The organism is Nocardiopsis trehalosi NBRC 14201, from assembly GCF_001552555.1.
Classification (GTDB): Bacteria; Actinomycetota; Actinomycetes; order Streptosporangiales; family Streptosporangiaceae; genus Nocardiopsis_B; species Nocardiopsis_B trehalosi.
Map to the genome: position 1 here is coordinate 1 of NZ_BCRK01000057.1, position 25,161 is coordinate 25,161.

General features: G+C 75.4%; 25 protein-coding genes. 12 read left to right on the top strand and 13 right to left on the bottom strand.

The features are described from left to right. Window positions 1–91: 91 nt before the first annotated feature. The 5 genes from NT8_RS12600 to NT8_RS12620 all read right to left on the bottom strand — a co-directional run bounded on the left by NT8_RS12600 (window position 92) and on the right by NT8_RS12620 (window position 5,678). A complete protein-coding gene (locus NT8_RS12600; RefSeq protein ID WP_067968136.1) occupies window positions 92–1,096 on the bottom strand; it encodes a DUF5914 domain-containing protein in 1,005 nt (334 codons plus the stop codon). 51 nt (window positions 1,097–1,147) lie between these two features. Further along, window positions 1,148–2,086 (bottom strand): phytoene/squalene synthase family protein, encoded by a 939-nt coding sequence (locus NT8_RS12605; protein ID WP_174549564.1) that lies wholly within the window; start codon window positions 2,084–2,086, stop codon window positions 1,148–1,150. Further along, entirely contained in the window at window positions 2,086–3,552 is a 1,467-nt protein-coding gene (gene crtI / locus NT8_RS12610; RefSeq protein WP_217999162.1) for a phytoene desaturase family protein, read from the bottom strand. Before crtI ends, NT8_RS12605 begins: the two co-directional genes overlap by 1 nt. A 71-nt stretch (window positions 3,553–3,623) precedes the next feature. Continuing rightward, complete coding sequence (locus tag NT8_RS12615) at window positions 3,624–4,778, bottom strand: polyprenyl synthetase family protein (protein ID WP_084468879.1); 1,155 nt, start codon at window positions 4,776–4,778, stop codon at window positions 3,624–3,626. 174 nt (window positions 4,779–4,952) lie between these two features. Further along, complete coding sequence (locus NT8_RS12620; RefSeq protein WP_067968205.1) at window positions 4,953–5,678, bottom strand: phosphatase PAP2 family protein; 726 nt, start codon at window positions 5,676–5,678, stop codon at window positions 4,953–4,955. Between the two features lie 734 nt (window positions 5,679–6,412). Here NT8_RS12620 and NT8_RS12625 point away from each other — a divergent pair. The 6 genes from NT8_RS12625 (at window position 6,413) to NT8_RS12650 (ending at window position 12,360) form a co-directional block, all read left to right on the top strand. Then, a complete protein-coding gene (locus NT8_RS12625) occupies window positions 6,413–7,090 on the top strand; it encodes a GntR family transcriptional regulator (protein ID WP_067968143.1) in 678 nt (225 codons plus the stop codon). A gap of 383 nt (window positions 7,091–7,473) precedes the next feature. Then, complete coding sequence (gene pdhA / locus NT8_RS12630; RefSeq protein ID WP_067968144.1) at window positions 7,474–8,577, top strand: pyruvate dehydrogenase (acetyl-transferring) E1 component subunit alpha; 1,104 nt, start codon at window positions 7,474–7,476, stop codon at window positions 8,575–8,577. 15 nt (window positions 8,578–8,592) lie between these two features. Further along, window positions 8,593–9,588: an alpha-ketoacid dehydrogenase subunit beta gene (locus NT8_RS12635; RefSeq protein ID WP_067968147.1), complete on the top strand. Its 996-nt coding sequence runs from the start codon at window positions 8,593–8,595 to the stop codon at window positions 9,586–9,588. Window positions 9,589–9,600: 12 nt separating this feature from the next. After that, window positions 9,601–10,926 (top strand): dihydrolipoamide acetyltransferase family protein, encoded by a 1,326-nt coding sequence (locus NT8_RS12640; RefSeq protein WP_067968150.1) that lies wholly within the window; start codon window positions 9,601–9,603, stop codon window positions 10,924–10,926. A gap of 139 nt (window positions 10,927–11,065) precedes the next feature. Then, a complete protein-coding gene (locus NT8_RS12645) occupies window positions 11,066–11,677 on the top strand; it encodes a GNAT family N-acetyltransferase (protein WP_067968153.1) in 612 nt (203 codons plus the stop codon). Between the two features lie 179 nt (window positions 11,678–11,856). Next, on the top strand, window positions 11,857–12,360 hold the full coding sequence (locus tag NT8_RS12650) for an NUDIX domain-containing protein (RefSeq protein WP_067968156.1): 504 nt from the start codon (window positions 11,857–11,859) through the stop codon (window positions 12,358–12,360). Window positions 12,361–12,421: 61 nt separating this feature from the next. Here the strand turns inward: NT8_RS12650 and NT8_RS12655 are convergent, their stop codons facing one another. Further along, window positions 12,422–12,976: a hypothetical protein gene (locus tag NT8_RS12655; RefSeq protein ID WP_157515734.1), complete on the bottom strand. Its 555-nt coding sequence runs from the start codon at window positions 12,974–12,976 to the stop codon at window positions 12,422–12,424. A gap of 239 nt (window positions 12,977–13,215) precedes the next feature. Here NT8_RS12655 and NT8_RS12660 point away from each other — a divergent pair, with 239 nt between their 5' ends. Continuing rightward, the gene (locus NT8_RS12660; protein WP_067968161.1) at window positions 13,216–13,743 is read left to right on the top strand and encodes an HXXEE domain-containing protein; all 528 of its coding nucleotides are present in this window, start codon (window positions 13,216–13,218) and stop codon (window positions 13,741–13,743) included. Between the two features lie 30 nt (window positions 13,744–13,773). On the opposite strand, the gene NT8_RS12665 is transcribed toward NT8_RS12660, so the two are convergent. Further along, window positions 13,774–14,253, bottom strand: coding sequence for an Lrp/AsnC family transcriptional regulator (locus tag NT8_RS12665; protein ID WP_245646155.1), 480 nt, complete (start codon window positions 14,251–14,253; stop codon window positions 13,774–13,776). Between the two features lie 131 nt (window positions 14,254–14,384). Between NT8_RS12665 and NT8_RS12670 the strand changes: the two genes are divergently transcribed. Beyond that, window positions 14,385–14,870 carry a DUF2000 domain-containing protein gene (locus tag NT8_RS12670; protein WP_067968164.1) on the top strand — a complete coding sequence of 162 codons (486 nt, stop codon included), beginning with the start codon at window positions 14,385–14,387 and terminating at the stop codon, window positions 14,868–14,870. Between the two features lie 37 nt (window positions 14,871–14,907). On the opposite strand, the gene NT8_RS12675 is transcribed toward NT8_RS12670, so the two are convergent. Next, a complete protein-coding gene (locus NT8_RS12675) occupies window positions 14,908–15,471 on the bottom strand; it encodes an NADAR family protein (protein ID WP_067968165.1) in 564 nt (187 codons plus the stop codon). A gap of 158 nt (window positions 15,472–15,629) precedes the next feature. Here NT8_RS12675 and NT8_RS12680 point away from each other — a divergent pair, with 158 nt between their 5' ends. Together NT8_RS12680 and NT8_RS12685 are read left to right on the top strand one after the other, a co-directional pair. Then, a complete protein-coding gene (locus NT8_RS12680; RefSeq protein ID WP_067968168.1) occupies window positions 15,630–17,426 on the top strand; it encodes an alpha/beta hydrolase family protein in 1,797 nt (598 codons plus the stop codon). A 2-nt stretch (window positions 17,427–17,428) separates the two neighbouring features. Then, the gene (locus NT8_RS12685; protein WP_067968169.1) at window positions 17,429–18,154 is read left to right on the top strand and encodes a GntR family transcriptional regulator; all 726 of its coding nucleotides are present in this window, start codon (window positions 17,429–17,431) and stop codon (window positions 18,152–18,154) included. Window positions 18,155–18,214: 60 nt separating this feature from the next. Here the strand turns inward: NT8_RS12685 and NT8_RS12690 are convergent, their stop codons facing one another. From NT8_RS12690 to NT8_RS12710, 5 genes are all read right to left on the bottom strand, one after another. Next, window positions 18,215–19,273, bottom strand: a complete 1,059-nt coding sequence (locus tag NT8_RS12690) for an aspartate-semialdehyde dehydrogenase (protein WP_067968171.1) — start codon at window positions 19,271–19,273, stop codon at window positions 18,215–18,217. Continuing rightward, on the bottom strand, window positions 19,270–20,541 hold the full coding sequence (locus NT8_RS12695) for an aspartate kinase (protein ID WP_084468880.1): 1,272 nt from the start codon (window positions 20,539–20,541) through the stop codon (window positions 19,270–19,272). Before NT8_RS12695 ends, NT8_RS12690 begins: the two co-directional genes overlap by 4 nt. A gap of 193 nt (window positions 20,542–20,734) precedes the next feature. Then, the gene (gene recR / locus NT8_RS12700) at window positions 20,735–21,334 is read right to left on the bottom strand and encodes a recombination mediator RecR (protein WP_067968173.1); all 600 of its coding nucleotides are present in this window, start codon (window positions 21,332–21,334) and stop codon (window positions 20,735–20,737) included. A 74-nt stretch (window positions 21,335–21,408) separates the two neighbouring features. Beyond that, entirely contained in the window at window positions 21,409–21,753 is a 345-nt protein-coding gene (locus NT8_RS12705) for a YbaB/EbfC family nucleoid-associated protein (RefSeq protein WP_067968176.1), read from the bottom strand. A gap of 14 nt (window positions 21,754–21,767) precedes the next feature. Then, window positions 21,768–22,211, bottom strand: a complete 444-nt coding sequence (locus NT8_RS12710) for a MerR family transcriptional regulator (RefSeq protein ID WP_067968178.1) — start codon at window positions 22,209–22,211, stop codon at window positions 21,768–21,770. Between the two features lie 59 nt (window positions 22,212–22,270). Here NT8_RS12710 and NT8_RS12715 point away from each other — a divergent pair, with 59 nt between their 5' ends. Continuing rightward, window positions 22,271–23,377 (top strand): alkene reductase, encoded by a 1,107-nt coding sequence (locus tag NT8_RS12715; protein WP_067968181.1) that lies wholly within the window; start codon window positions 22,271–22,273, stop codon window positions 23,375–23,377. A 201-nt stretch (window positions 23,378–23,578) separates the two neighbouring features. After that, complete coding sequence (locus tag NT8_RS12720) at window positions 23,579–24,694, top strand: methyltransferase domain-containing protein (RefSeq protein ID WP_067968183.1); 1,116 nt, start codon at window positions 23,579–23,581, stop codon at window positions 24,692–24,694. Window positions 24,695–25,161: the final 467 nt, after the last annotated feature.

The window sequence follows — 25,161 nt, forward strand, 5'->3', positions numbered from 1 at the left end:
GCCCGCGCTGCGGGCGCTCGCCCGCTGGGCCCGCACCCCCGCCCGGGCCCGCGCCCGCGCCTGACGGCCGCCCCGCGCGGGGCGGCCGCCGTCAGTCGGCGGGCTTGGCGGTCCGCTGCTGGTAGCGGCGCTCCGCGTAGGCGAGGTCGTCCCGCCACAGGCGGCGGGCGGCCATCCGCATCAGCGGCCGCACGGCCGGCGCCGCTCGGCGGGCCAGCGCGAACCCGACGCGCGGCGACGTCGCGACGACCGCCTCGATCACCGCCGTGCGCGGCACCCCGTACCGGTCCGTGCCCAGCGGGGTGGCGTGCGTCTCGACCACGCTGCCCGCGCCCTCCCCCTCGATGATGTGCATGACCACCGTGCGCGGCTCCGGGCAGGAGAACGCCGCCCGCACCGGCACCCCCCAGCGCCCGGCCACCTTGAACGCGACCTCCACGACCATGCGGTCCGGGTCGGGGTCGGGCCCCTCGGGGACCTCGGTCACCTTCAACCCCACGAACGAGTAGGGGTGGAACCACGACCCGTGCCAGGGGTCGAGCCGGTTGGCCACCACGTCCTCGGGCTCGCACCGGCCCGCCAGGCTCTCCACGGCGGCGATCGCGGGCGCCAGGGCCGGGCGCTCGGGCAGCACCGGCAGCGGCAGCGGCTCCTCGCCGCCCACCCGGTCCAGCCGCACCCACGCCAGGACCCCGTCGTCGTGCACCGGGAACGGCGACCAGCCGGGGAAGCCGTCCCCGCTCAGCGCCAGCCCGTGCCACCGGCAGACGAGCCGCCCGGCGTCGACCGCGCCCCGGCACAGCGGCGCCCCCATGTGCGGGCAGGCGCCGGGGGCGGCGTGCAGCTCGCCGCCGGCGCCGCGCCACGCCACCACCTCGGTGCCCGCCACCAGCCGGCCGAACGGCCGGTCGCCGCGCACCTCGGCGGAGGCGGCGAGGACGTACCAGTTGCCCGACGGGCGGGCCAGCGCCCGGCCGAGGGCGCCGTCGATGCGGGCGGGCGACGCCTCCCGCCAGGTCGGACGCTGCCGCGCCCACGTGGTGGCGGGCATCCGGCGCAGCGGCAGGCGCCGGGGGGCGGGGTCGGGCATGGCCATCGGGGGCGGTCCTTCCTGCGGGTCGTCGCGGTGGGCTCCCCGGTCGGGGCGTCAGGCCGTGGTCAGCCGGGCGGCGAGCGCGCGGCCCAGCGCGGGCAGCGCCACCCGCGCCCGGCGGGCGCGCGGCACCCGGTGCCGGCGGCTCCACACGTCGTAGTCGGCGGCCTGGATGCGGTCCAGAATCCCCCGGTAGAGCAGGAACGCCGTCGCGACACACGGGCGCGACACCGGGTGCAGCATGGCGATGCCCGGTTCGGCCTCCCGGTACACCGCGCGGTTGAGGGCGACGAGGTCGGCCAGCGCGGCGCGCACCCGAGGGTCCGGGGCGCCGCTGCGGCGGCAGTGGAGCAGCAGCGCCCGGTCGGCGCCGTGCGCGGCGAGCACGTCGGCGGGCAGGTAGACGCGGCCCCGGTCGAGGTCCTCGGCCACGTCGCGGAGGAAGTTGGTGAGCTGGAACGCCTCGCCGAGCGCCGCGGCGTGCGGCGCGGCCTCCTCGCGCGGCGCCGCCGTGCCCAGCACGGGCAGCACCTGCAGCCCGATCACCGCCGCCGACCCGTACATGTAGCCGCGCAGGTCGCGATAGCTGGCGTAGCCGTCGACCTCCAGGTCCATCCGCATCGACGCGAGGAACGCGGTGAACAGGTCGGCGGCGATGGCGTGCCGCGCCGCGGTGTCGGCGACCGCGCGCACCACCGGCAGCCGGGCGGGGCCGCCGGCCAGGGCCGCCGTGAGGTCGGCGTCCACCTCGCCGATGAGCGCCGCCTTCTGGGCCGCCGTGCGGTCCGCGCCGAGGTCGTCCACCACGTCGTCCACCCAGCGGGCGAAGCCGTACAGGGCGTGGATGGCGGGGCGGCGGGCGGGCGGCAGCACCCGGGTCGCCAGGTAGTAGCTGCGGCCGTGGCGGGCGTGCAGCCCCCGGCAGTGGGCGTAGGCGGCGCGCAGCCCGGGGTCGCGGACGCCCGCGGCGTCGAGTTCGGCGGCGGTTCCCATCAGCCTCTCCTGCGGTCCGGGGCCGCGCCGGTGATGCGGGCGGCGGCGAGCTTGCCCGAGATCAGCACGGTCGGCAGGCCGACACCGGGGGTGGTACCGCACCCCGCCAGCACCGCGTTGGCGGTTCCGGCCACCAGGTTGCGGGGGCGGAACGGGCCGGTCTGCGCGAAGGTGTGCGAGGTGGCGAACGGGGTGCCGAACGCGAGGCCCTGCCGCGCCCAGTCCAGCGGGGTGACCAGCCGCTCGGTGACGACCGCCTCCCCCAGCCCCTTGAGGCCGCGCTCCTCCAGGACGCGCACGACCTCGTCGCGGTAGGCGGGCCCCTCGGCGGCCCAATCGGGCCCCCCGGTGCGCAGGTTCGGGCAGGGCGCGAGCACGTAGAGCAGCTCGCGGCCGGGCGGCGCCAGGCCGGGGTCGGTGGCGGTGGGCCGGGTGACGAGCAGCGACGGGTCGCTCATGGTCCGGCCGGAGCGGGTGATCTCCTCGAACGTCCGCCGCCACGCGGCGCCGAAGGAGATGGTGTGGTGCCCCCACCCGTCCCAGGAGCGGTCGACCCCGAGGTGCAGCACCACCGCCGACGGCGAGAACCGCAGCGGGACGGGGCGCCACGGGGTGCGGCCGAGCAGCCGGTAGGCGGCCGGCAGGTCCGGGGTGAGCACCACGGCGTCGCACGGCAGCCGGGCGCCGTCGGCGGTGTGCACGGCGGTGACCCGGTCGCCGCGGCGCTCCAGGCGCTCGACCGCCGCGCCGAACCGCAGCTCCACCCCCGCGTCGGCGGCGGCCCCGGCGAGGGCGTCGCCCAGCCGCCGCATGCCGCCGCGCGGGAAGTACACCCCGGCGACGGTGTCCATGTAGGCGATCACCGCGTACGCGGCGAGCGCCCGCTGCGGCGGCACCCCCGCGTACAGCGCCTGGAAGGAGAAGACGCGGCGCAGCCGCGGGTCGGCGAGGAACCGGCCGATCGCCGGGTCGAGCCGGCCGAACCCGCCCATGGCGGCCAGCCGGACCAGTTCCGGGCGGAGCAGGTCGAGCGGGGAGTCGAAGTTCGCGTCGATGAACCGGCGCATCTGCAGGTCGTAGAGGCGGCGCAGCCACGACCGCAGCCGCAGGTAGCCCGCCGCCTCGCGGGCGCCGGCCACCCGCTCCACCTCGGCGGCCATGGCCTCGGCGCCGGTGTGCACGGCCACGGTCTCGCCGTCGGCGAACGACGCCCGGTAGGCGGGGTCGAGGCGGACCAGGTCGAGCCGGTCCGCCAGGCGCTCGCCGACCGCCGCGAGGGCGTCGCCGATCAGCTCGGGCATGGTGAGCACCGTGGGGCCGGTGTCGATGCGGAACCCGTCGGCGTCGATCCGCCCGGCCCGCCCCCCGGGGTGGGGGTCGCGCTCGACCACCGTGACCTCGCGGCCCGCCCCGCGCAGGTGCAGGGCGGCGGCCAGCCCGGCCAGCCCGGCGCCCACGACCACCACCCGGCCCGTCGGCCCGGGGACCGTCCGGAACCGCCCGCCGCCCGTGGCGCGCCCGCCCTCCGCCGCCGCCACTAGGAGTCCCGTTCGGTGGCGCGCAGCGCCAGGTCGCGCAGTGCCGCCCGCGCCTCCGCCGGCATCGGGGCGGCGTCGATGCGGCGCAGCCCCTGCCGGAGCAGGCCGTGCAGCCGCTCCTCGACCTCGGCGCGGGCGCCCAGCCGGTCCAGCGCCGCGCGCACCGCCTCGGCGCCGCCGCCCGACAGGCCGGGGTCGCCGACGGCCGACCGCAGCAGCTCCCCGGCGGCGGCGTCGCCCTGCTCGCGGGCCCGCCGCACCCCGACCGCGAGCAGCAGGGTGCGCTTGCCCTCGCGCAGGTCGTCGCCGACGGGTTTGCCCGTGACGGCGGGGTCGCCGAACACGCCGAGGAGGTCGTCGCGGAGCTGGAACGCGGTGCCGACGTCGGCGCCGTACCCGCGCAGCGCCCGGACCAGCCGGTCGTCGCCGCCGGCCAGGGCCGCGCCGAAGTGCAGGGGCCGCTCGACGCTGTAGGCGGCGGTCTTCAGCCGGTCGACGCGCAGCGCGGTGCACTCCGACGCGTCGGCCGCCGCCGAGGCGCGGACGTCGAGGAACTGGCCGGCCATCATCTCCATGCGCATCGCCCACCAGGGGGCGCGGGCGCGCGCCCGCGCGGCGGCGCCCAGCCCGGCGGCGTCCAGCATGTCGTCGGCCCACACCAGGGCGAGGTCGCCCGCCAGGACGGCGAGCGAGTGGCCGTAGCGGTCGGGGGCGCCGTGCCAGCCGCGGTCGCGGTGCTCGTCGGCGAAGGCCACGTGGACGGCGGGGCGGCCCCGGCGCAGCGCGGAGCCGTCCATCACGTCATCGTGGATCAGCGCGCACGCCTGGATGAGTTCCAGGGCGGAGGCGGCGCGCAGCGCGGCCTCGGCGGCGTCGCCCCGGTCGGGTCCGCCCGCCGCGCGCCACCCCCACCAGGCGAACATCGGGCGCATGCGCTTGCCGCCGTCGAGGGTGAAGCGCTCCAGGCGGTCGACGACCTCTGCGGCGAACACGGGGTCGGCGGCCTCGGCGGCGCGGCGCCGGTCGGCGAGGTAATCGGCGAGGCACCGGTGCACGGTGGCGGCGACACGCCCGTCCAGGGACGGCGGACGGCCGGGGGCGAGGGTGGAGACTGGGGTCGGGGGGCCGGTGGTCTCGCGGCGGGCTCCCGGCATCCGGGCCTCCTGGTCGTCAGCGGGGGACGGGCGGTCCTCCCCCTGCGCTAACCCGATCGACCGGGTTCAACCTCTCTTTTTTCAGGATTCTTACCGTTCAAACATTCGGCCGCGCCGAAGCGCCGCCCGCGCTGCGGCGCGGGCGGTGGAACGGCGGGTGGGGAGGGCCGGCGGTCAGCCCCGGCCGGCGGCCCCGGCGGGCGCGCCGTCGTCGTCGGGGCTCCAGAAGCCGCCCCCGTACCAGGGCCACCAGGTGGCGGTGCGGCCTTCGGGGATCATCCGGTCCAGCCGGATGACCAGGCTCAGCGCGAACCCGCCCGCGACCATCCCGGTCAGCAGGTCGGTGAACCAGTGGAAGTGCAGGAACGCCGAGACGAACGCCTGCAGCAGGGCGATGCCGACGATGCAGTAGGCCAGCCGCCGGATGATGTGCGGCCGCGCCGCCCGGTACCGGATGATGAGGAACAGCACCAGCCCGTAGATGAGGATGGCGTTGGCGCCGTGGCCCGAGGGGAACGACACCCCGCCCTCGGCGAAGAACGACGGGTCGCCGGTGCGCGGGTGGCTGCGCGCGAACACCAGCTTCATCATCGCCACCATGCTCATCATGCCCACCACCCCGCCGGCGCCGAGGATGATCGGCCGCCACGACCGGTGCCAGTAGGCGAGCTGGAGCGCGGTCACCCCCAGCACGGGCAGCGCGACGAACCGGGACGCCACCGTGTCGGGCCACAGGATCATGGGCTCGCGGATCTGGTCCCAGTAGGGGCGGGGCGCGTTGTTGATGAACTCGTCCACCGGGTGCAGTGGACCCGCCGACAGCACGGTCATGGTGATGAGGACCACGGCGAGGACGATGGCGCGCTTGTCCGACGCCAGTCCCCACGCGATCTCGCTCACGCTCGGCCACGACACGCGGGGGGCGCCGGGCCGGCGCGTGGCGGTGCGCGCGGCCGTGCCGGGCAGCGCCCGCGGCGCGCCCTGCACGCGGTTGAAGGGGGGTATCGAGAGCCCGGCCCGGAACGGCGGCTTCGACCTGATCCGCAATGTATGCATCATGTGCTCAGTGCTGTCTCACGAATTGTGGGCTGGCCTGCGGCACTGTTGTGCGTAGGGGGGACGGGCTCGCCGCTGGGACGGTTGTCGGCTCGGGGACGGGTGCGGTCGGGGACGGGTCGCGGCGGGACGGGGTCGTCCGCGCCGCCGGGGGGCGAATGTCGGGTACGGTCCGCGGCCGGGGGTGCGCCGCCGCCGCGTCCGACCGGCGGACGCGGTGACCACGCTGCGTCACCGTGTGGGGGACACCACAGCACGCTACCCAGCTTTGGCAGAACATTTCCGACAGGAGAGCATAGCGCCCTGTAATGTGACGCGGCGCGGCGCTCGACGGTTCACCACCGTTCCTACCTCGTGCTTTGCCCATCCGTCAGGCGGTTCGCGCGGAACGTTCATCCCGCCGCCGCCCGAATGTGAGCGATCCGTTAGCCGCGGGACGCCCGCGCGGGCCCCGTTCGGGGGCCCGGACCGTGGTAGTGGACCGGCGGCGTCCGCGGTCCGGGAACGGCGCCACCGTATGGCACTCTTCGTAATGAGCCCACGGGCTCGCGCCAGCCCACCCAGCAGAAAGGCCGTCGATGGTCGACCTCCCCGCGGGCCGCGACGATCCGTCCCACCTGGCCCGCAACCCGTTGCGGGAGCAGATCCGCCGCGTGCTCGTCGACGGGCTGCTCGCCGGCCGCTGGCAGCCCGGGGAGCGCATCGTCGAGCGGCGCGTCGCGGTCGAGCTGAACGTCAGCCAGGCGCCGGTGCGCGAGGCGCTGCGCGAGCTGGAGACCCTGCGGCTCATCGAGTCGGTGCCGAACAAGGGGGCGCGGGTCCGCGACTTCGGCGTCGCCGACATGGCCGAGATCTACCCGGTGCGCGCCGGCCTGGAGCTGGTCGCCGCCGAACTCGCCGCCCCGCGCCTGGCCGAGGACGCCCGCCCCCTGGAGCGCGAGGTCGAGGCGCTGCGGCGGGCCACCGCCGACGGCGACGTCGAGGCGCAGATCAAGCACAGCGTGGAGTTCCACCGCCAGATCGTGCGGGCGGCGCGCAACAGTGTGCTGTCGCACACCTGGGAGTCCCTGGGGGTCGAGGTGTGGACCCGGCTCTCGGTGCGCTGGCTCAACATGGAGCTGCACGCGAAGGCCGCCGACCACGCCACCATCACCGACGCGTTCCGCGCCCGCGACCCCGATGTGGGGCGGATGGTGCGCGACCACGTCCTGAACTACGTCGAGGCCGCGGTGAAGTCGCACGACGCCGTCCGCTGACCGCAGCCCGGCGGCACCGCGCCGCACCCCCCTCCCCCCGGAACCGAACGCCTGGGATCTCCCCTAAAGTCGTATTGATCGATCATCGATCAGTACGTAGAGTGTGCGCGACGCACGTCACACCATACGTGCGGCGCGAACCGCCGCGCCGACCGGCCGGGGGAAGGTGACGTCCCCCCCGTATTGGGGAAGGGTCACCCGGGAGGCGGGCGGACCGAGGAGTTCTGCCACGACAACTCAACCAGCCACTCCCGCGCCCCGCCGTTGAGCCCGGCGGCGGCGCGGACGCCGCGGTCGCCGTCCCAACAGCGGGGCCTCGGCACCGGCCTTCCCGGACCCACCGGTCCGGGCGGGTCCGTTCCCGCACGTAGAAAGGCACCACCATGGCTGACACGGCCAAGGCGAAGGGCGGCGGCACCGCCAGGAGTACCGGTGGCCGCCGGCGGACCCGCAAGGACGCCGCCCCGGACCTCACCTCCGAGCGCCCCGAGACCCTCCTCGACTACTACCGGCAGATGCTGCTCATCCGCCGGTTCGAGGAGCGCACCGGGCAGGCGTACACGCAGGCGCGCATCGGCGGCTACTGCCACCTCAACCTCGGTGAGGAGGCGACCGTCGTCGGCCTCATGACCGCGCTGCGCGAGGACGACTACCTCTTCACCAACTACCGCGACCACGGGTACGCGATCGGCAAGGGCATGAGCCCCCGCACCGTCATGGCCGAGCTGTACGGTCGCTCCGACGGCGTGTCCAAGGGCTGGGGCGGGTCGATGCACATGTACGACACCGAGACCCGCATGCTCGGCGGCTACGGCATCGTCGGCGGGCAGCTCCCGCTGGCCACCGGCGCCGCCCTCGCCATCTCCTACCGCGGCGGCGACGAGGTCGTCATGTGCCAGATGGGCGACGGCACCACCAACATCGGCGCCTGGCACGAGTCGCTCAACATCGCCTCGCTGTGGAACCTGCCCATCGTCTTCGTGGTGGTGAACAACTTCACCGGCATGGGCACCACCGTCGAGAAGTCCTCCGCCGAGCCCGAGCTGTACAAGCGCGGGTCGGCCTTCCGCATCGAGGGCGTCCGCGTCGACGGCCGCGACGTGCTCGCCGTCCGCGACGCCGCCGCCGACCTCGTCGAGCGCGCCCGCTCCGAGCAGCGGCCCTACCTGCTGGAGGCCACCAGCTACCGGATGAAGGGCCACTCCGTGGTCGACCCGGCCAAGTACCGCACCGAGGAGCAGGCCGCCGAGGCCCGCGCCAACGACCCGGTCGCGTCCTTCGAGGCCCGGCTGGAGGAGGCCGGCATCCTCGACGAGGAGAAGAAGAAGGAGATCGCCGAGGCCGTCCGCGACGAGGTCGCCGACGCCGCGGACTTCGCCGAGAACAGCCCGCACCCCGAGGTGTCCACGCTGTTCGACTACACCTACGCCACCCCCGTGGCGAACGAGTCGCGCCGCATGCCCGCCGACCCGGTTTTCGCCGAGTAGACAAGGAGCGGGTACATGTCCGTGATCACCTACCGCCAGGCGCTGCGCGACACGCTGCGCGCCGAGATGCACCGCGACGAGAACGTCCTCCTCCTCGGTGAGGAGATCGGCGTCTTCGAGGGGTCCTACAAGATCACCGAAGGGCTGCTCAAGGAGTTCGGGGAGCGCCGCGTCCGCGACACCCCGATCGCCGAGGAGGGCTTCGTCGGCGCCGCCATCGGCGCCGCGATGCTGGGCCTGCGCCCCGTCGTCGAGCTGATGACGATCAACTTCTCGCTCATCGCGATCGACCAGATCATCAACCACGCCGCCAAGATCTACGGCATGTTCGGCGGCCAGACCAGCGTGCCCATGGTCATCCGCACCCCCGGGGGCGGCGGCCAGCAGCTCGGCGCCACGCACTCGCAGAACATCGAGCTGTTCTACGCGTTCATCCCCGGGCTCAAGGTGCTCGCCCCGAGCACGCCCGCCGAGGCCGCGAGCATGCTGCGCGCCGCCATCCGCGACGACGACCCGGTGCTGTTCCTGGAGAACCTCGGCCTGTACAACACCAAGGGCGAGGTCCCCGACGACGAGTCCGTCGCCGAGATCGGCCGCGCCGCCGTCACCCGCGAGGGCACCGACATCACCCTCATCGGCTACTCCCGGATGGCCATGGTCGCCACCCAGGTCGCCGAGAAGCTCGCCGCCGAGGACATCAGCGTCGAGGTGGTCGACCTGCGCAGCCTGCGCCCGCTCGACCGGGAGACCGTCGTCGCCTCCGTCCGCAAGACCGGGGCCGCCGTGGTCGCCGAGGACGACTGGCTGACCTACGGCATCGGCGCCGAGATCGCCGCCTCCATCCAGGAGGGCGCGTTCGACTACCTCGACGCCCCGGTCCGCCGGGTCGCCATGGCCGAGGTGCCCATGCCCTACGCCAAGCCGCTCGAAAGCGCGGCGCTGCCGTCGGTCGCGTCGATCACCACCGCCGTCAAGGAGACCCTGAGCGCCGTCGGCAAGCGGGTCGGGTAAAGGGGAACACAGATGTCCGAGATCTACATGCCGCGCCTCTCCGACACCATGGAGGAAGGCGTCATCAGCTCCTGGGTCAAGAAGGTCGGCGACAAGGTCGCGTCCGGCGACGTGCTGGTCGAGATCGAGACCGACAAGGCCGTCATGGAGTACGAGGCCTACGAGGACGGCTACCTGGTGAAACAGGCCGTCAGCGAGGGCGACACCGTCCCCATCGGCCAGGTCATCGGCGTCATCGGTGACAGCCCCGACGCCGACACCGGCGACGAGGGCGGCACGGACGCCGGCGGCGACGCCGACGAGTCCGACTCCGACGCCGCCGACCAGGAGGCCGAGAAGGGCGAGGAGGGCGAGGACGCCGGCTCCGCCGACGCCGAGCCCCGCGCCGAGGCCACCGCGCCGCCCGCCGCCGGCGACAACGCCGACCGGCCGCGCACCAGCCCCCTGGCCCGCCGCCTCGCCCGCGAGTACGGCCTGGACATCGCGTCCATCCAGGGGTCCGGCCCCAAGGGCCGCGTCGTCCGCGCCGACATCGAGGCCGCCGCCAAGGAGCAGCGCGAGAACGGGGACGCGGCCGCCGCGCCCGCCCCCGAGCGCGCCGCCGCCCCGGCCGCGTCCGGCCCCGCCGGGCAGGCCTACGACGACGGCCGCGCCTCCGAGGAGGTCAAGGTCGGCAACGTGCGCAAGGTGATCGCGCGCCGGCTCACCCAGAGCAAGCAGGAGGTCCCGCACTTCTACCTGCGCCGGACCATCGACGCCGAGGCGCTCAAGGCGTTCCGGGCGCAGATCAACGAGCAGCTCGCCGACACCGGAGTGAAGGTCAGCTTCAACGACCTCATCGTCAAGGCCGCGGCGACCACCCTGCGCGCCCACCCGCAGGTCAACGCCTCCTGGGTGGACGACCGGCTGCTCCAGCACGGGCGCGTCAACGTCGGCGTGGCCGTGGCGGTCGACGCCGGGCTGGTGGTCCCGGTGCTGCACGACACCGACACCATGCCGCTGTCGAAGGTCGCCACCACCACCCGCGAGCTGGCCGGGCGCGCCCGCGACGGCAAGCTGAAGCCGCAGGAGATGAGCGGCGGCACCTTCAGCGTCAGCAACCTGGGCATGTTCGGGGTCGACAGCTTCTCCGCCGTCATCAACCCGCCGGAGGCCGCGATCCTGGCCGTCGGCGCGATGAAGCAGCAGGCCGTGGTGCGCGACGGCGAGATCGTCGCCCGCAACACCATCGCGCTGGAGCTGTCGGTGGACCACCGGGCGGTCGACGGCGCGGTGGGCGCCGCGTTCCTCAAGGAGCTCGCCGAGGTCCTGGAGAGCCCGATGCGGATCATCCTCTGATCCACCGCACGCAACGGCGCCCGCCCCGGACCCCCGGGGCGGGCGCCGCCGTGTACCGCCCCGCACCACCGGCCCGGCACCGGACCGCCCCGGGCCGCCGACGACGAGACCGCGGGCCCGCCCGCGAGAAGGGACGACCATGACCGACGCCGACCGCGACCGCATCGCCGCGGAGGTCCGGCGCGCCGAGGCCGCCGACCTGCCCGCGATCGCCGACACCCTGGCCGCCGCGTTCGCCGACTACGCGTGGACGCGCTATGTCCTGCCCGCCGACGGCTACCCCGAGCGGCTGCGCGCCGTGCAGCTCTACTTCGCCGAGCGGGTCGGGCTGCCCTACGGGGAGGTGTGGACCGCCGCCGGCAACGCCGCCGTGTCCGTGTGGACCCGGCCCGACACCGAGGTCCCGCCGGAGGTGTTCGGCGCGCCGGAGCTGGTCGCGCTCTACGGCGACCGCGCCGAGGCCGCGGCGGCCGTCGAGGAGGTGCTGCTGCCGCACCGCCCCGCGACGCCGTGCTGGTTCCTCGCCACCGTGGGCGTCCGCCCCGGCCACCAGGGGCGCGGCCTGGGGCGCGCCGTCATCGAGCCCGGCCTGCGCGCCGCCGACGCCGCGGGCTCCCCGGTGTTCCTGGAGACCGCCGACGAGGCGAACGTGCGGATCTACCGCCGCCTCGGGTTCGAGGTGACGGCCGACGTCGAGCTCCCCGGCGGCGCCCCCCGCACCTGGTGCATGACCCGGCCCGCCGGGGGCTGACCCCGGCGGCATGACCGCCGCCCCACCCGCCGCTCGGGCGCTCCGCCGCCCCCGTGGTTCCACGTGAAACAGCGAAGGTCACGATCGCCTTGCCGTGTGCGACCCCGGGTGGCGGGGGGCGGCGGCGGTGCGCGAGGGTGGCGGCAGCCGAACCAGGTGCCGACCAGGAGACCCGCCCGATGACCACCGCCCCCCGACCGCCCGCCGGTCCCGCACCGGTCCCCTCCGCCGCCGTCATCGTCCCCGGCCCCGGCCGGACGTTCACCTTCGTCCTGCGCCGCCGCGGCGTGCACGCCGGGCACTGGCTGCTCCCGCGCGGCGGGATCGAACCCGGGGAGAGCGCCGAACGGGCCGCCCGCCGCGCCGCCCAGGAGGCCGCCGGGCTGCGCACCGGCGCGCTCGCCCCCACCGGGATCTACGACGTGCGCGGCACGGACGACGGGGCGGCGTACCGGTTCCGCGTCCACGTGTACCGGGCGCTGCGCCGGTGCCCGCTGCCGGCGGACCGCGCGGACGCCCCCGCCGAGGTCGCCGGGATCGACCAGGCCCACCCGCGCGACATCCTGCCGCACCCGTCCGACATGCTCGCCCTCAACGACGCCGGGCTCGCCGACTACGCCCCGGCCCTCGTCCAGCGCCTCCTGGAGGCCGACGGCGTCACCGTCGACCGCCTGGACGCCTGACCCGCGCCGCACCGCGCCGTCCCGGTCCGGCGGCGGGGACGGCGCCGGGACCCGGCGCGCCCTAGAGGGCGCCCTGGGCCCACATGGCGATGAGCACGGCGGCCACGACCACCGGGAGCACGCCGACCAGGAGCAGGGCCGCGAACAGACCCGGACGCCGTTCGATCCACAGCAGCATGCCCGGGTGGAACCGGTCGAACTCGGCGGGGGCGAGGGGGCGGTCCGGGCCGACGCACGGCACACCGAGCACGTGCAGGAGCCGGTCGATGTCGGCGGCGGTGTAGTGGATGCCGTACAGCCGCACGAGTACGCGGCCGTACGCGTCGAGCAGGAACAGGTTGTCGTAGGGCCGGCCCCGTGACGGGGCGATCGTCGCCCGCAGCACGCGGGCGACCGCCGCACGGGGGTGGCGCCGGTTCCGGCCCCACCCGGTCGCCACGACCTCCCGCTCCGTCAGGACCAGGCCGACCCCGCGCACGTAGGCGACCATCACCGCGGCCAGCACCAGGAAGAAGACGGCACCGAGGACGCCCACGCCCCAGGACGACGTCCGGAGGGCGGCACCGACGGAGGAGACCGTCGCGACCACCGCGACGGTGACCAGCGTCCTCCTCATCGACCGGCGATCGGACCGCAGCACGAACGGCTCCGGAGCGTGGGGACGGGTGGGGGCATGGGTGGGGAGCACGGCGGCCCTCCTTTCGTCTGGTGGCAAAGATAGCCGCAGGCCCGCGCCGGTGCCCCGCTCGCCCCGGCCGCCCGCGGCGGGGTCCGCGGCCACCGCCGGCGCCGGCGCGGCTAGGCTGGCCGCCGGGCGGCGCGGCGGGCGCCGCGCGGGCGGAAGGGCGGACGGCGATGGGCGAGGGCACCCGCGTTCCGGCGGCGGCCACGTGGGGGCTGCTCGCCGCCTGGGCCGTCCACGACGCCGAGGAGCTGGCCACCATGCCGGGGTGGGCCCGCCGGGCGCGCCCCCGCCTGGAGGCCGCGCTGCCGTGGGTGCCGGGGCGCGTATGGGACCGCATGGACGTCTCCCCGGCGCACGCCGCCACCGCCATCGGCCTCATGGGCGCGATCGTGGCCGCCGCCGCTGCCGACGGCGCGCGCACCGGCGGCCGCAGCGCCTTCTACCAGGCCGCGCTCACCGCGTTCGGCCTGCACGCCGTCACCCACGCCGCCCAGGCCGCCGCGCTGCGCGGCTACACCCCCGGCGCCGTCACGGCCCCGCTGGTGGTGGCCCCGTTCTCCCTGTGGGCGTGGCACCGGCTGCGCCGCGCGGGCGTGCCCGCCGCGCCCGTGTCCCCGGGGGCGCTGCTGCTCCTGCCCGCCGCCCTCGGCGCGGTGCACGGCGCGGCCGCGCTGCTCACCCGGCGCCGCGGCGCCTGACCGGGCGCCCGGCCCGCGCGCGGCCGCCGCTCACCGGTCCGGGTGGGGGCGGCGGACCGGTTCGACGGCCACCGTGCGGCGGTGCTCGTAGACGACGCTGGTCTCGACGTCGGCCACCTCCGGCCGCTGGGTCAGGCGGTCGATGACGAACGCGTACAGCCCGTCGGTGTCGGGCACCGCCACGTGCACCAGGAAGTCCTGGCGGCCCGACGTGACGAACACGCCGACCGTCTCCGGCAGCTGCGACACCCACGCGCGGAACGCCTCGATGTTGCGCCGCGACGGCGGGCGGATGCGGATCGCGATCATGGCCTGCACCGCGCGCCCCAGAGCCGCCAGGTCGACCTCGGCCCGGTAGCCGCGCACCACGCCCTTGCGGCGCAGCCCGCGCACCCGCTCCAGGGAGGTCGACGGCGCGACCCCCACCTCGGCGGCCAGGTCGCGGTTGGTCCGCCGCGCATCCTTCTGCAGTTCCCGCAGAATCCGCCGATCGAGTTCGTCCAGTTCCACCGTGCGCCCCTTTCCGCCGAACATCGTTCGCCGCCGCTTCCATCCTCGCGCACCGGTGACTAGCTTCTGCGGTGGCCGCCGCACGACGCACGCCGGTCCCCGCCCCCGCCCGCACCTTCGAAGGGACCCCCATGCCTGAAGCGACCACCCGCCCGGCCTCGGTCGTCCTGCCGCCCGAGGACGTCCGCCCCGACCTGTCGACCCGCGAGTCACCGGTCCGGTGGGTGATGCTGGTCGACCCGTCGATCGGCCCCGGCCTCGCCGCCAACGCCGCCGGGTGCATGGCCGCGGCGGTGGGCCGGGCGCTCCCCGGCCTGCTCGGCCCCGACGCGGCCGACGCCTCCGGGACCGGGCACCCCGGGCTGCCCTGGACCGGCTGCGCTGTCCTGGCGGCCGGCCCCGAGGAGATCCGCGCCGTCCGCGCCAAGGCGCTGGCCCGCGACGGCGTGCTCGTCGTCGACATGCCGCGCGACGCCCAGACCAACTCGGTGTACACCGCCTACCTGGCCGCGCTCGGCGCCAGCGCCCCCGACGACATCGTCTACCTCGGCGTCAGCCTGGTGGGACCGCGCAACGCGGTCGGCAAACTCGTGGGGCGGTTCCCCCTCCTGCGCTGACCCGCCACCGGGCCCGCCCGCCCCTCCGCCGGCCGGGTCACCCCCCGGCGAGCTCCGCGCGGGCCCGCATGAGCGCGAACCCGAGCAGGTTCTCGCCGCGCCACCGGGCGGGGTCGGCCGCGCGCTCGTCGTCGGCGGCCAGGCCGATCCCCCGCACCCGGTCGACCGGGCTGGCCTCCACCAGGACCCGGCCGCCCGTGGCCCGCAGGAAGGCGCCCTCCGCCGGGTTCTGCCGGAACTTCTCGACCGACCCCCGCACCACGACGTCGAACCGGTGGGCGCGCCACACGTCCTCGTCGAACCCGCGGACCGACCGGCCGACGGCCTTGGCCGCGCCGGGCGCGGCGGCGGCCAGGACGCGTTCGGCCGCCGCGGCGTCGCCGAACAGGCGGGCCTTCTCGGCCATCATCCAGTGCTCGGCGGTGGGGTAGCGCACCCCGTCGACCGTGAAGGGGGCCGGCCACCACTGGCTCAGGCACCCCGCTCCCACGGAGCCGTCGCGCCGGGGGCGGTGCCCCCAGAAGAACAGGTACTCCGGGCGGGCGCCGGCGGCGGTGCGGGCCCGCAGTTCGGCGACCGACGCCGGGGGTGGAACGGACATGCCGGACAGTGTGCCGGGGTGCGGCGCCTGATGGCCACCGGTTTGGCGGCCGGGTACCGGCGCCCCGGACCGTCGACTTGCGGATTCGACCGCGTGTGGCCACGTCGACTCGTCGATTCGGCCCCAATGGGCCGAACACCGCTGCTTTACTGGGCAGCATGGGCGAGCGTTGGCAGGATCGTTTCCGCGCGGGCAGGATGAGTCTCCCGTCGTGGGCCCGCGAGGCGCCGGACCACGCGCTGTACCGCGGCAACACCTCCGGCACGTGGGAGATCCACACCTGGGACCGCGGCACCGGCGCGCACCGGCAGGTCACCGAACGGCGGCACGGCACCCTCGACGCCGCACTCGACCCCACCGGCGCGCACGTGTGGTGGTTCGACGACACCGACGGCGACGAGTTCGGCGTGTGGCGCGTGCAGCCGTTCCACGGCGGCCCCGACCGCACCGCCGTGCCCGGACTCGGCCCGGCGTACGACGCCGGCCTCGCTCTTGGCGCCTCCGGCGCCGCCGCGGTGGGCCGCTCCACCGACGACGGGTTCAGCGCCCACCTGTGCGTGCCGGGCACCGCGCCCCGCACCGTCTACGCCCACCGCAACGAGGGCGGCGTCGCCGCGCTGTCCGACGACGAGACCCTGCTCGCGATCACCCACAGCGAGCACGGCGACAGCCGGCACCCGGCGGTCCGGGTGCTCCGGCTGCACCCCGACGGCTCCGCCACCGCGCTCGCCGACCTGTGGGACGGCCCCGGCCGGGGCCTCCACGCGGCCGGGTTCGCGCCCGGCGGGCACCGGCTGCTCGTCCTGCACGAGCGCCGCGGCCGCCGCGAACCCCTGGTCTGGGACCCCGCCACCGGCGCCGAGCACGACCCCGCCCTCGACCTCCCCGGCGACCTCTCCGCCGACTGGACCCCCGACGGCGAGCACCTGCTGATCCTCCAGGACCACCGGGCCCGCTCCCGGCCGTACCTGCTGCGCCTGGCCACGGGCGCCGTCACCGAGGTCCCCGCCCCGCCCGGGTTCGTGTCCGGCGCCACCGCCCGCCCGGACGGCAGCGTCGAGTACTCCTGGTCCAGCTCCGCGCGCCCCACCGAGATCCGCAGCACCGCCGGCGGCGTCCTGCTCACCCCGCCCGGCATCACCGCGCCGCCGTCGGTCCCCGTCCGCGACGTCCTGGTCGACGGCCCGGGCGGTCCCGTGCACGCCCTGGTGTCGGTGCCCGACGACGGCTCCCCCGGCCCGCACCCGACCGTGTTCCTGGTGCACGGCGGCCCGCACGCGCACGACCTCGACGCGTTCTCCCCCGACGCCGCCGCCTGGGTCGACCACGGGTTCGCCGTCGTCCGGGTCAACTACCGCGGCTCCACCGGCTACGGCAGCGCCTGGCGCGACGCCCTCGTGGGCCGCGTCGGCCTGACCGAGCTGGAGGACGTCAAGGCCGTCCGCGACTGGGCGGTGTCCTCCGGTACCGCCGACCCCGACCGGCTCGTGCTGTCCGGCGGCTCGTGGGGCGGCTACCTCACCCTGCTCGCCCTGGGCGTGTACCCCGGCGACTGGACCGCCGGCATCGCGGTGGTGCCCATCGCCGACTACGCCACCGCCTACGCCGACGAGATGGAGGCGCTGCGCGCGTTCGACCGCGACCTGTTCGGCGGGTCGCCCGACGACGTCCCCGAGCGGTACCGGCGCTCCTCCCCCCTCACCTACGCCGCCGACCTCACCGCGCCCGTGCTCGTCCTCGCCGGGGAGAACGACCCCCGCTGCCCCATCCGGCAGATCGACGTCTACCTCGACCGCCTCACCGAACTCGGCCACCCGCACGAGGTGTTCCGGTTCGACGCCGGGCACGGCTCCCTCGTGGTCGAGGAGCGCATCCGGCACACCGCCGTCGAACTCGACTTCGCGCTGAGAAGCACCGGCGCCCGCACGGGGGGACCGGCACCGGGGGCCGTGTAGCCGTGACTGGGCAACCGCGCTACCTGTGGGTGGCGGAACTGCTGCGCCGCCCCATCCTCAACGGCGAATACGCGCCCGGCACCCGGCTGCCGTCGCGCTCCCGGCTGGCCCGCACCCACCACGTCAGCGAGCAGGTGTCCCGGCACGCGCTGCGGCTGCTCGTCAGCGAGGGGCTGGTCGAGGCCCGCCCCGGGTCCGGCTACTACGTGCGGCCCGTGCCGCAGATCCACCGGTTCTCCCGGACCGACCGCTCGTCGGGGTCGGGCGTCGACCCGCTCGACCGCGAGGACCTCGGCACGCTCACCGTCCGGGTCGGCGACCTGGTCGCCCGGCGGCTGACCCTGCGCGACGGCGACCCCGTGTACCGCACCCGCTGCCTGGGCACCGCCAACGGGGCGCCCGTCGCCCTGCACACGGCGTGGGAACCGGTGGTGCTCACCCAGGGCACCCTGCGCACCCCCGCCGACGCCGACCCCGGCAGCGGGGTGCTCGACCGGCTCGGCGCGGCCGGGGTGATCATCGACCGGGTGGTCGAGGAGGTCGGGGTGCGGCCGCTGCGCGAACCCGAGGCGTCGCTGCTCAAGCTCGCCCCCGGCCGGCCGGCGCTCGTGGTCGAACGCACCCACTACAACGGGCAGCGCCCGGTCGAGACCTCCGACCTCGTCGGCTCGGTCGAGCACTGCCGGCTGCTGTACCGGCTCAGCCTGGCCCGCCCGCAGCGGCGCTGACCCCGCGAACAGCGGCGGCCCGCCCCCGGGTGGGGGCGGGCCGGCGCGGTGGCGGGGGTGTCAGGCGGTGAACTCGGCCGCCACGACCTCCGCGATCTGCGCGGTGTTGAGCGCGGCGCCCTTGCGCAGGTTGTCGCCGCACAGGAACAGGTCGAGCGACCGCGGGTCGTCGATCGAGCGGCGGATCCGCCCCACCCAGGTGGGGTCGGTGCCCACGACGTCGGCCGGGGTCGGGAACTCGCCGGCCGCCGGGTCGTCCAGCACGACCACGCCCGGCGCCGACGCCAGCACCGCGCGGGCGGCGTCGGCGTCGACCTCGCGCTCGAAGGTGGCGTGCACCGACAGGGAGTGCGTGGTCACCACCGGGACGCGCACGCAGGTGGCCGACACCCGCAGGTCGGGCAGGCCGAGGATCTTGCGGGACTCGTTGCGGACCTTCAGCTCCTCCGAGGAGTAGCCGTCGTCCTTCAGCGACCCCGCCCACGGCACGACGTTCATGGCGAGCGGCGCCGGGAACGGGCCGAGTTCGCCGGCGGCGGCGCGGACGTCGCCCGCCCGGCTGCCCAGGGTGCGGTCGGAGGCGACCTTGGCGAGCTGGTCGTGCAGGGTGTCGATGCCCTCCTGGCCGGCGCCCGAGGCCGCCTGGTAGGAGGCGACGACCAGCTCGGCCAGCCCGTAGGCGCGGTGCAGCGCCCCCATGGCGACGATCATCGACAGGGTGGTGCAGTTGGGGTTGCTGATGATGCCGCGCGGCCGGTTGCGGGTCTGCTCGGCGTTGACCTCGGGCACGACCAGCGGGACGTCGGGGTCCATGCGGAACGCGCCGGAGTTGTCGACGGCGACGGCGCCGCGCTCGGCGGCGACGGGCGCCCACTCCTTGGACACCGCGTCGGGCACGTCGAACATGGCGACGTCGACCCCGTCGAAGACCTCGGGGGCGAGCGCCTGGACCTCGACCTCCTCGCCGCGGACGGTGAGGCGCTTGCCGGCGGAGCGCGGCGACGCCACGAGCCGGATCTCGCCCCACACGTTCTCGCGGGTGGAGAGGATGTCGAGCATGACGGTGCCGACGGCGCCGGTGGCGCCGACGACGGCCAGGGTGGGCAGGCGGGAACTCATCGGCCGGTACCTCCGTAGACGACGGCCTCGACCTGGTCGGCGTCGAGCTGGAACTCCGAGTGGGCGGCGGCGACGGCGGTGTCGACCTGGTCCTGCTCGACCACCACCGAGATGCGGATCTCCGAGGTGGAGATCATCTCGATGTTGGTGCCCGAGCGGGCGAGGGCGTCGAAGAACCGCGCGGTGACCCCCGGGTAGGAGCGCATGCCGGCGCCCACCAGCGACACCTTGCCGATCTGGTCGTCGTAGCGCAGCGACTCGAACCCGACCGTGTCCTGGATCTTCTTCAGCGCGGTGAGCGCGGTCTGCCCGGACTCCATGGGCACGGTGAAGGAGATGTCGGTGCGGGAGGTGGAGGCCGCCGACACGTTCTGCACGATCATGTCGATGTTGGTCTCGGCGGCGGCGAGCGCGGAGAAGATCGCCGCGGCCTCGCCGACCTTGTCGGGGACGCCCACGACCGTGATCTTGGCCTCGCTCCGGTCGTGCGCGACACCGGAGATGATCGGTTGTTCCATGCCTTCGGCTTCCTCAACTTCGGAGACGACCCAGGTACCGGGCTTCTGACTGAACGACGAGCGGACGTGCAGCGGGATGTTGTACCGCCGCGCGTACTCCACGCAGCGCAGGTGCAGGATCTTGGTGCCGCTGGCCGCCATCTCCAGCATCTCCTCGTAGGAGATCTTGGGGATGCGCCGCGCGGTGGGCACGATGCGGGGGTCGGCGGTGAACACGCCGTCGACGTCGCTGTAGATCTCGCACGCGTCGGCGTTCAGCGCCGCGGCGAGGGCGACGGCCGTGGTGTCGGAGCCGCCGCGGCCCAGCGTCGTGATGTCCTTGCTGTCCTGCGAGACGCCCTGGAAGCCGGCGACGATGCAGATGGAGCCCTCGTCGAGGGCCTCCTGGATGCGCCCCGGCGTGACGTCGATGATCTTGGCGTTGCCGTGCAGGGACGTCGTGATGACGCCCGCCTGCGAACCGGTGAACGACCGGGCCTCGTAGCCGAGGTTGCCGATGGCCATGGCGACCAGCGCCATGGACATGCGCTCGCCCGCGGTCAGCAGCATGTCGAGTTCGCGGCCCGGGGGCAGCGGGGACACCTGCTCGGCCAGGTCGAGGAGTTCGTCGGTGGTGTCGCCCATGGCCGAGACCACGACGACGACGTCGTACCCCGCCTTTTTCTGAGCGACGATCCGCTGGGCCACTCGCTTGATGGCTTCCGCGTCGGCGACGGAAGATCCACCGTACTTCTGCACGATCAGAGCCACGGTCGTTGCTCCTGGGGAATCGGGATCACGGTGATCAGTTGAAGTGTAGTCATCGGGTCACTTCGGACGGCCTCCCACCTGCGGCAGGAGGCACCAGCGCGAGGTTTTACCCGTTTCGGGCGCACATACTCGGTCCAGGGGGAACCGGGGAGAAAGTCACATTCCAGCTCGGCGGACGCCGGCGGGCGGAGGTTCAGAACTCCAGGCTGCGGCGGCCCTCGAAGGCCCGGCCGAGGGTGACCTCGTCGGCGTACTCCAGGTCGCCCCCGACGGGCAGGCCGCTGGCCAGCCGCGTGACCTTCATCCCCAAGGGTTTGACCAGGCGCGCGAGGTAGGTGGCCGTGGCCTCCCCCTCGAGGTTGGGGTCGGTGGCGAGGATCAGCTCGGTGATCTGGCCATCGGACAGCCGGGTCATGAGGTCCTTGATGCGCAGGTCGTCGGGGCCGATGCCCTCGATGGGGCTGATGGCGCCGCCGAGCACGTGGTAGCGGCCGCGGAACTCGCGGGTGCGCTCGATGGCGACGACGTCCTTGGACTCCTCGACGACGCAGATGACCGCGGTGTCGCGCCGCGGGTCGCGGCAGATGCGGCACTCGCTCTCCTCGGCGACGTTGCCGCACACCGCGCAGAACCGGACGCGCTCCTTGACCTCGACCAGCGCGTGCACGAGGCGCTTGACGTCGGCGGTCTCGGCGGCGAGCAGATGGAAGGCGATGCGCTGCGCGCTCTTCGGACCGACGCCGGGCAGCCGCCCGAGCTCGTCGATCAGATTCTGGACCGCGCCTTCGTACATCGCCTACCACTCAGCTCGTCGTGTCGCCCCCCACGGTAACCGAGCCGCGGGGGCGCCCGGGACGCCGGACGCGGCTAGAAGCCCAGCCCGGGCATACCGCCGGGCATGCCGCCGCCACCGAGGCCCTCGGCGAGCGGGCCCATCTTCTCCTGCTGGAGCTCCTCGACACCGGACTCGGCGTCGCGGATGGCCGCGAGCACGAGGTCGGCGACGGTCTGCGCGGTCTCGGCGGGGTCGTCGCCGTCGATCGCCTTGGGGTCGATGCTGATGTCCTCGACCGACCCGCGGCCGCTCACGGTCACCGTGACCAGGCCGCCGCCCGAGGTGCCCTCGACCTTGGCCTCGTCCAGCTCCTGCTGCGCCATGACCAACTGCTGCTGCATCTGCTGGGCCTGCTGGAGCAGGGCCTGCATGTCCATTCCACCGCCAGGGTTCACTGCGCTTCTCCTTGCCTGCGGGTTCCCGTTGCTGCGAGCGTAGCCGCTCGCGGCGGGGCGGCGGGGGCGGCCGCGCGGCCGGCGGGCGCGGAGGCCGCGGCGGTCTCGGCGATCACGCCGTCGAGGAGGTCGCGGGAGTGCTCCAGGCGGGCGATCATCCCGTCGATGCGGGTGCGCTCGACGGCGAGCCGGTCGAGCAGGTCGGGGGTGGGGGCGCCGCGGTCGCGGTCGCGCATGCACGGCAGCAGCTCCACGATCTTCTCGCTGCACAGCCCGGCGGCGAACAGGGACTGGATGCGCTCGACGGTGCCCACCGCGTCGTCACCGTACTCGCGGTGGCCGCCGGGGGTGCGGCGCGACGCCAGCATGCCCTGGTCCTCGTAGTAGCGCAGCGACCGCACGCTGACCCCGGTGCGCCGGGAGAGCTCGCCGATCCGCATGTGACCTCCCCCACAAAGGGTTGAAACTGACATCGATGGCACATTCTACGGTCGGACCCATGACGGACACCACCGCACACCCCAGCCCGCTGCTCACCCCGACCACCCTCGGCCGCCTCGCCCTGCCCAACCGGGTCGTGATGGCGCCGATGACCCGGCTGCGCGCCGACACCCGCGGCGTCCCGCGCCCGCTGATGGCCACCTACTACGCCCAGCGCGCCGGCGCGGGGCTCATCGTCTCCGAGGGCATCGCCCCCAGCGAGCGCGGCCGCCAGTACCTCAACGAGCCCGGTCTGCACACCGAGGAGCAGGTCGCCGCGTGGCGGCCGGTGACCGCGGCGGTGCACCGCGCCGGGGGGCGGATCTTCGCCCAGCTCATGCACGCCGGACGCAACGGGCACCCGCTCAACCGGCGCGACGGCGGCACCCCCGAGGCCCCCTCCGCCGTGCCGCTGACCAACTCCGTGCACACCCTCACCGCCAAGGCCGACCCGGTGGTCCCGCACGCGATGACCGCGGCCGAGATCGGCTCCACGGTCGCCGACTTCGCCGCGGCCGCCCGCGCCGCCCTGCGCGCCGGCTTCGACGGCGTGGAGATCCACGGGGCCAACAGCTACCTGGTCCACCAGTTCCTCGCCGACGGCACCAACCGGCGCACCGACGCCTACGGCGGCGGACCCCTGGGGCGGGCCCGGTTCGCGATCGAGGTCACCGAGGCGGTCGCCGACGCCGTCGGCGCCGACCGCACCGCCCTGCGGCTGTCCCCCGGCAACCCGGAGAACGAGATGTCGGAGACCGACCCCGCGCCGGTCTACCGGGCCCTCCTCGCCGCCCTCGACCCGCTCGGCCTGGCGTACCTGCACCTCACCGACGACCCGGTCTACCCCGCGCTGGCCGACCTGCGGCCCCGCTGGAGCGGGACGCTCGTCGGCAACACCGGGGAGCACGAGGAGACCACCCTCGCCTCGGCCGAGCGGCTGCTGCGCGACAGGGGCGTCGACCTGGTGTCGTTCGGCCGCCCGTTCATCGCCAACCCCGACCTGGTCGACCGCATCGCCGAGGGCGCCCCCTGGGCCCCGGTCATCGGAACGGACCACCACTACTCCACCGGCCCCGAGGGCTACACCGACTACCCGACGGCCACCCGCCCCCAGGTCCCCGCCTGATCCCGGACGCGACGGGGCGCGGAACCGAGCGGCACGGCAGCGGGCACCGGGGGCGGCCCACCCCGCACCGGGGCTCCTCTCCCTCCTCGCGGACCGGGCCGCACTGGGGCCGGGACAGGTCGGCGGCGACCGGGACAAGGGTTCGGTGCGGGCGCGGAGGGGGACGATTCCGACGGGCGGCCCCCGCCCGCTAGGAGACCCATGGACACCGCCGACCGCCGCCACACCCTGCTCGTCGACACCCTGGTCCGCGCCGGCGCCCTCCGCGACCCCCGGCTCACCGCCGCGTTCCGCGCGGTCCCCCGCCACCTGTTCGTCCCGGCGGCCGGCGTCCTGACCGCCCACGGCATCGAACTCGACGCCGCCACCGCCCGCGACCGGTGGCTCACCGCCGTCGGCACCGACGAGGCCCTCCTCGGCCGGTTCGGCGGCGCCCCCTCCCCCATCGGCCCCGCGCCTTCCGCGGCCGCCCGCGCCCTGGAGGCCGCCGCGCCGCACGACGGCCACCGCGTGCTGGAGGCCGGCACCGGAACGGGGTGGGTCACCGCCCTGCTCGCGACCCGCCTCGGCGACGGCGCGGTCACCACCGTCGAATCCGACCCCGCCCTGCTGACGGCGGCCCGGGCGGCCCTCGCCCGCGCCCACCGCGCCCCCGCCGCGGTCCTCGGCGACCCCGCGTGCGGCCATCCCGCCGCCGCCCCCTACGACCGGGTGCTCGCCACCCGCCCCGCCGCCCGGGTGCCCGCCGCCTGGATCGCCCAGACCGCGCCCGGCGGCGCGGTCGTCCTACCGTGGGCGGCGGCCGACGGGCGCGGGGTGCTCGTCCGCCTCGACGTCCCCGGCGACGGCACGGCCGCCGGGCGATTCCTCGACGGACCCGGCGCGGTGAGCCCCGGCGGGCGCGCCATGGCGGTCGAGCCGCCGTTCCCCACCGACGCGTGGGCCGACGAGACCCACCGGGTCACCGGGGACCCCGTGGCCGCGCTCACCGACGGCGCCTCGCTGTTCCCGCTCTCCTTCATGGTGCCGTCGTGGCGGGTCGGCACCCACCGGTTCGGCGGCGTACGCGGCCTGTGGCTGGCCTCGCACGACGGCGCCTCCTGGGCGCGCGTCCGCCCCTACGGCGACCAGTGGGCCGTCGAACAGGGCGGGCCCAGGTCGCTGTGGGACGAGGTCGACGCCGCCCGCGAGGAGTGGGAGCGGCTCGGCCGGCCCCGCCCCGACCGGTTCGGACTCACGGTCACGGCCGACGGGCGACACCGCGTCCGGCTCGACGCCCCGGACGGCGCGGCGTGGGAGCTTCCGGCCGCCACCTGACCCCGCGCGGTCGGGAGGGCGCGGGGGATGGTCGGCGGTGCCGGGAAGGCCCTCCGTGGACGGCGAAGCAGGCCCGTTGTGCCTCCAAGGATGATCGATGACGCGCCCGGCGCAGGTCGGTGGCGGACCAACCCTCGCGGTGCGGTGCATCCAGGGAAGATCAGCGGCTGGGGAAGCAAGCGCGGTCCTGGCGAAGGGGTCGGCGTCGCGATCCCAGGCCCGCAGTGGCGTGGCGGCCATCGCGAGTGCGGAGAGCGCATCGGGCGCGAGAGCTTCGGCGGTCGTCGCGAGGGCGAAGTGCGCGTAGGGCACCGCGAGTGCGGGGGCGCGGTGGGCGCGGGACGGAATGGCGCCGGGAGGTCCGGTTCGGTCGGGACGCCATCGAACGTGGCGGCGCCGGAAGTGCTGAGACCCGGTAGGCGCCGAGCAGGAGGACAACGGTGTGGGCACCCGGGTGAGCGCCGCCG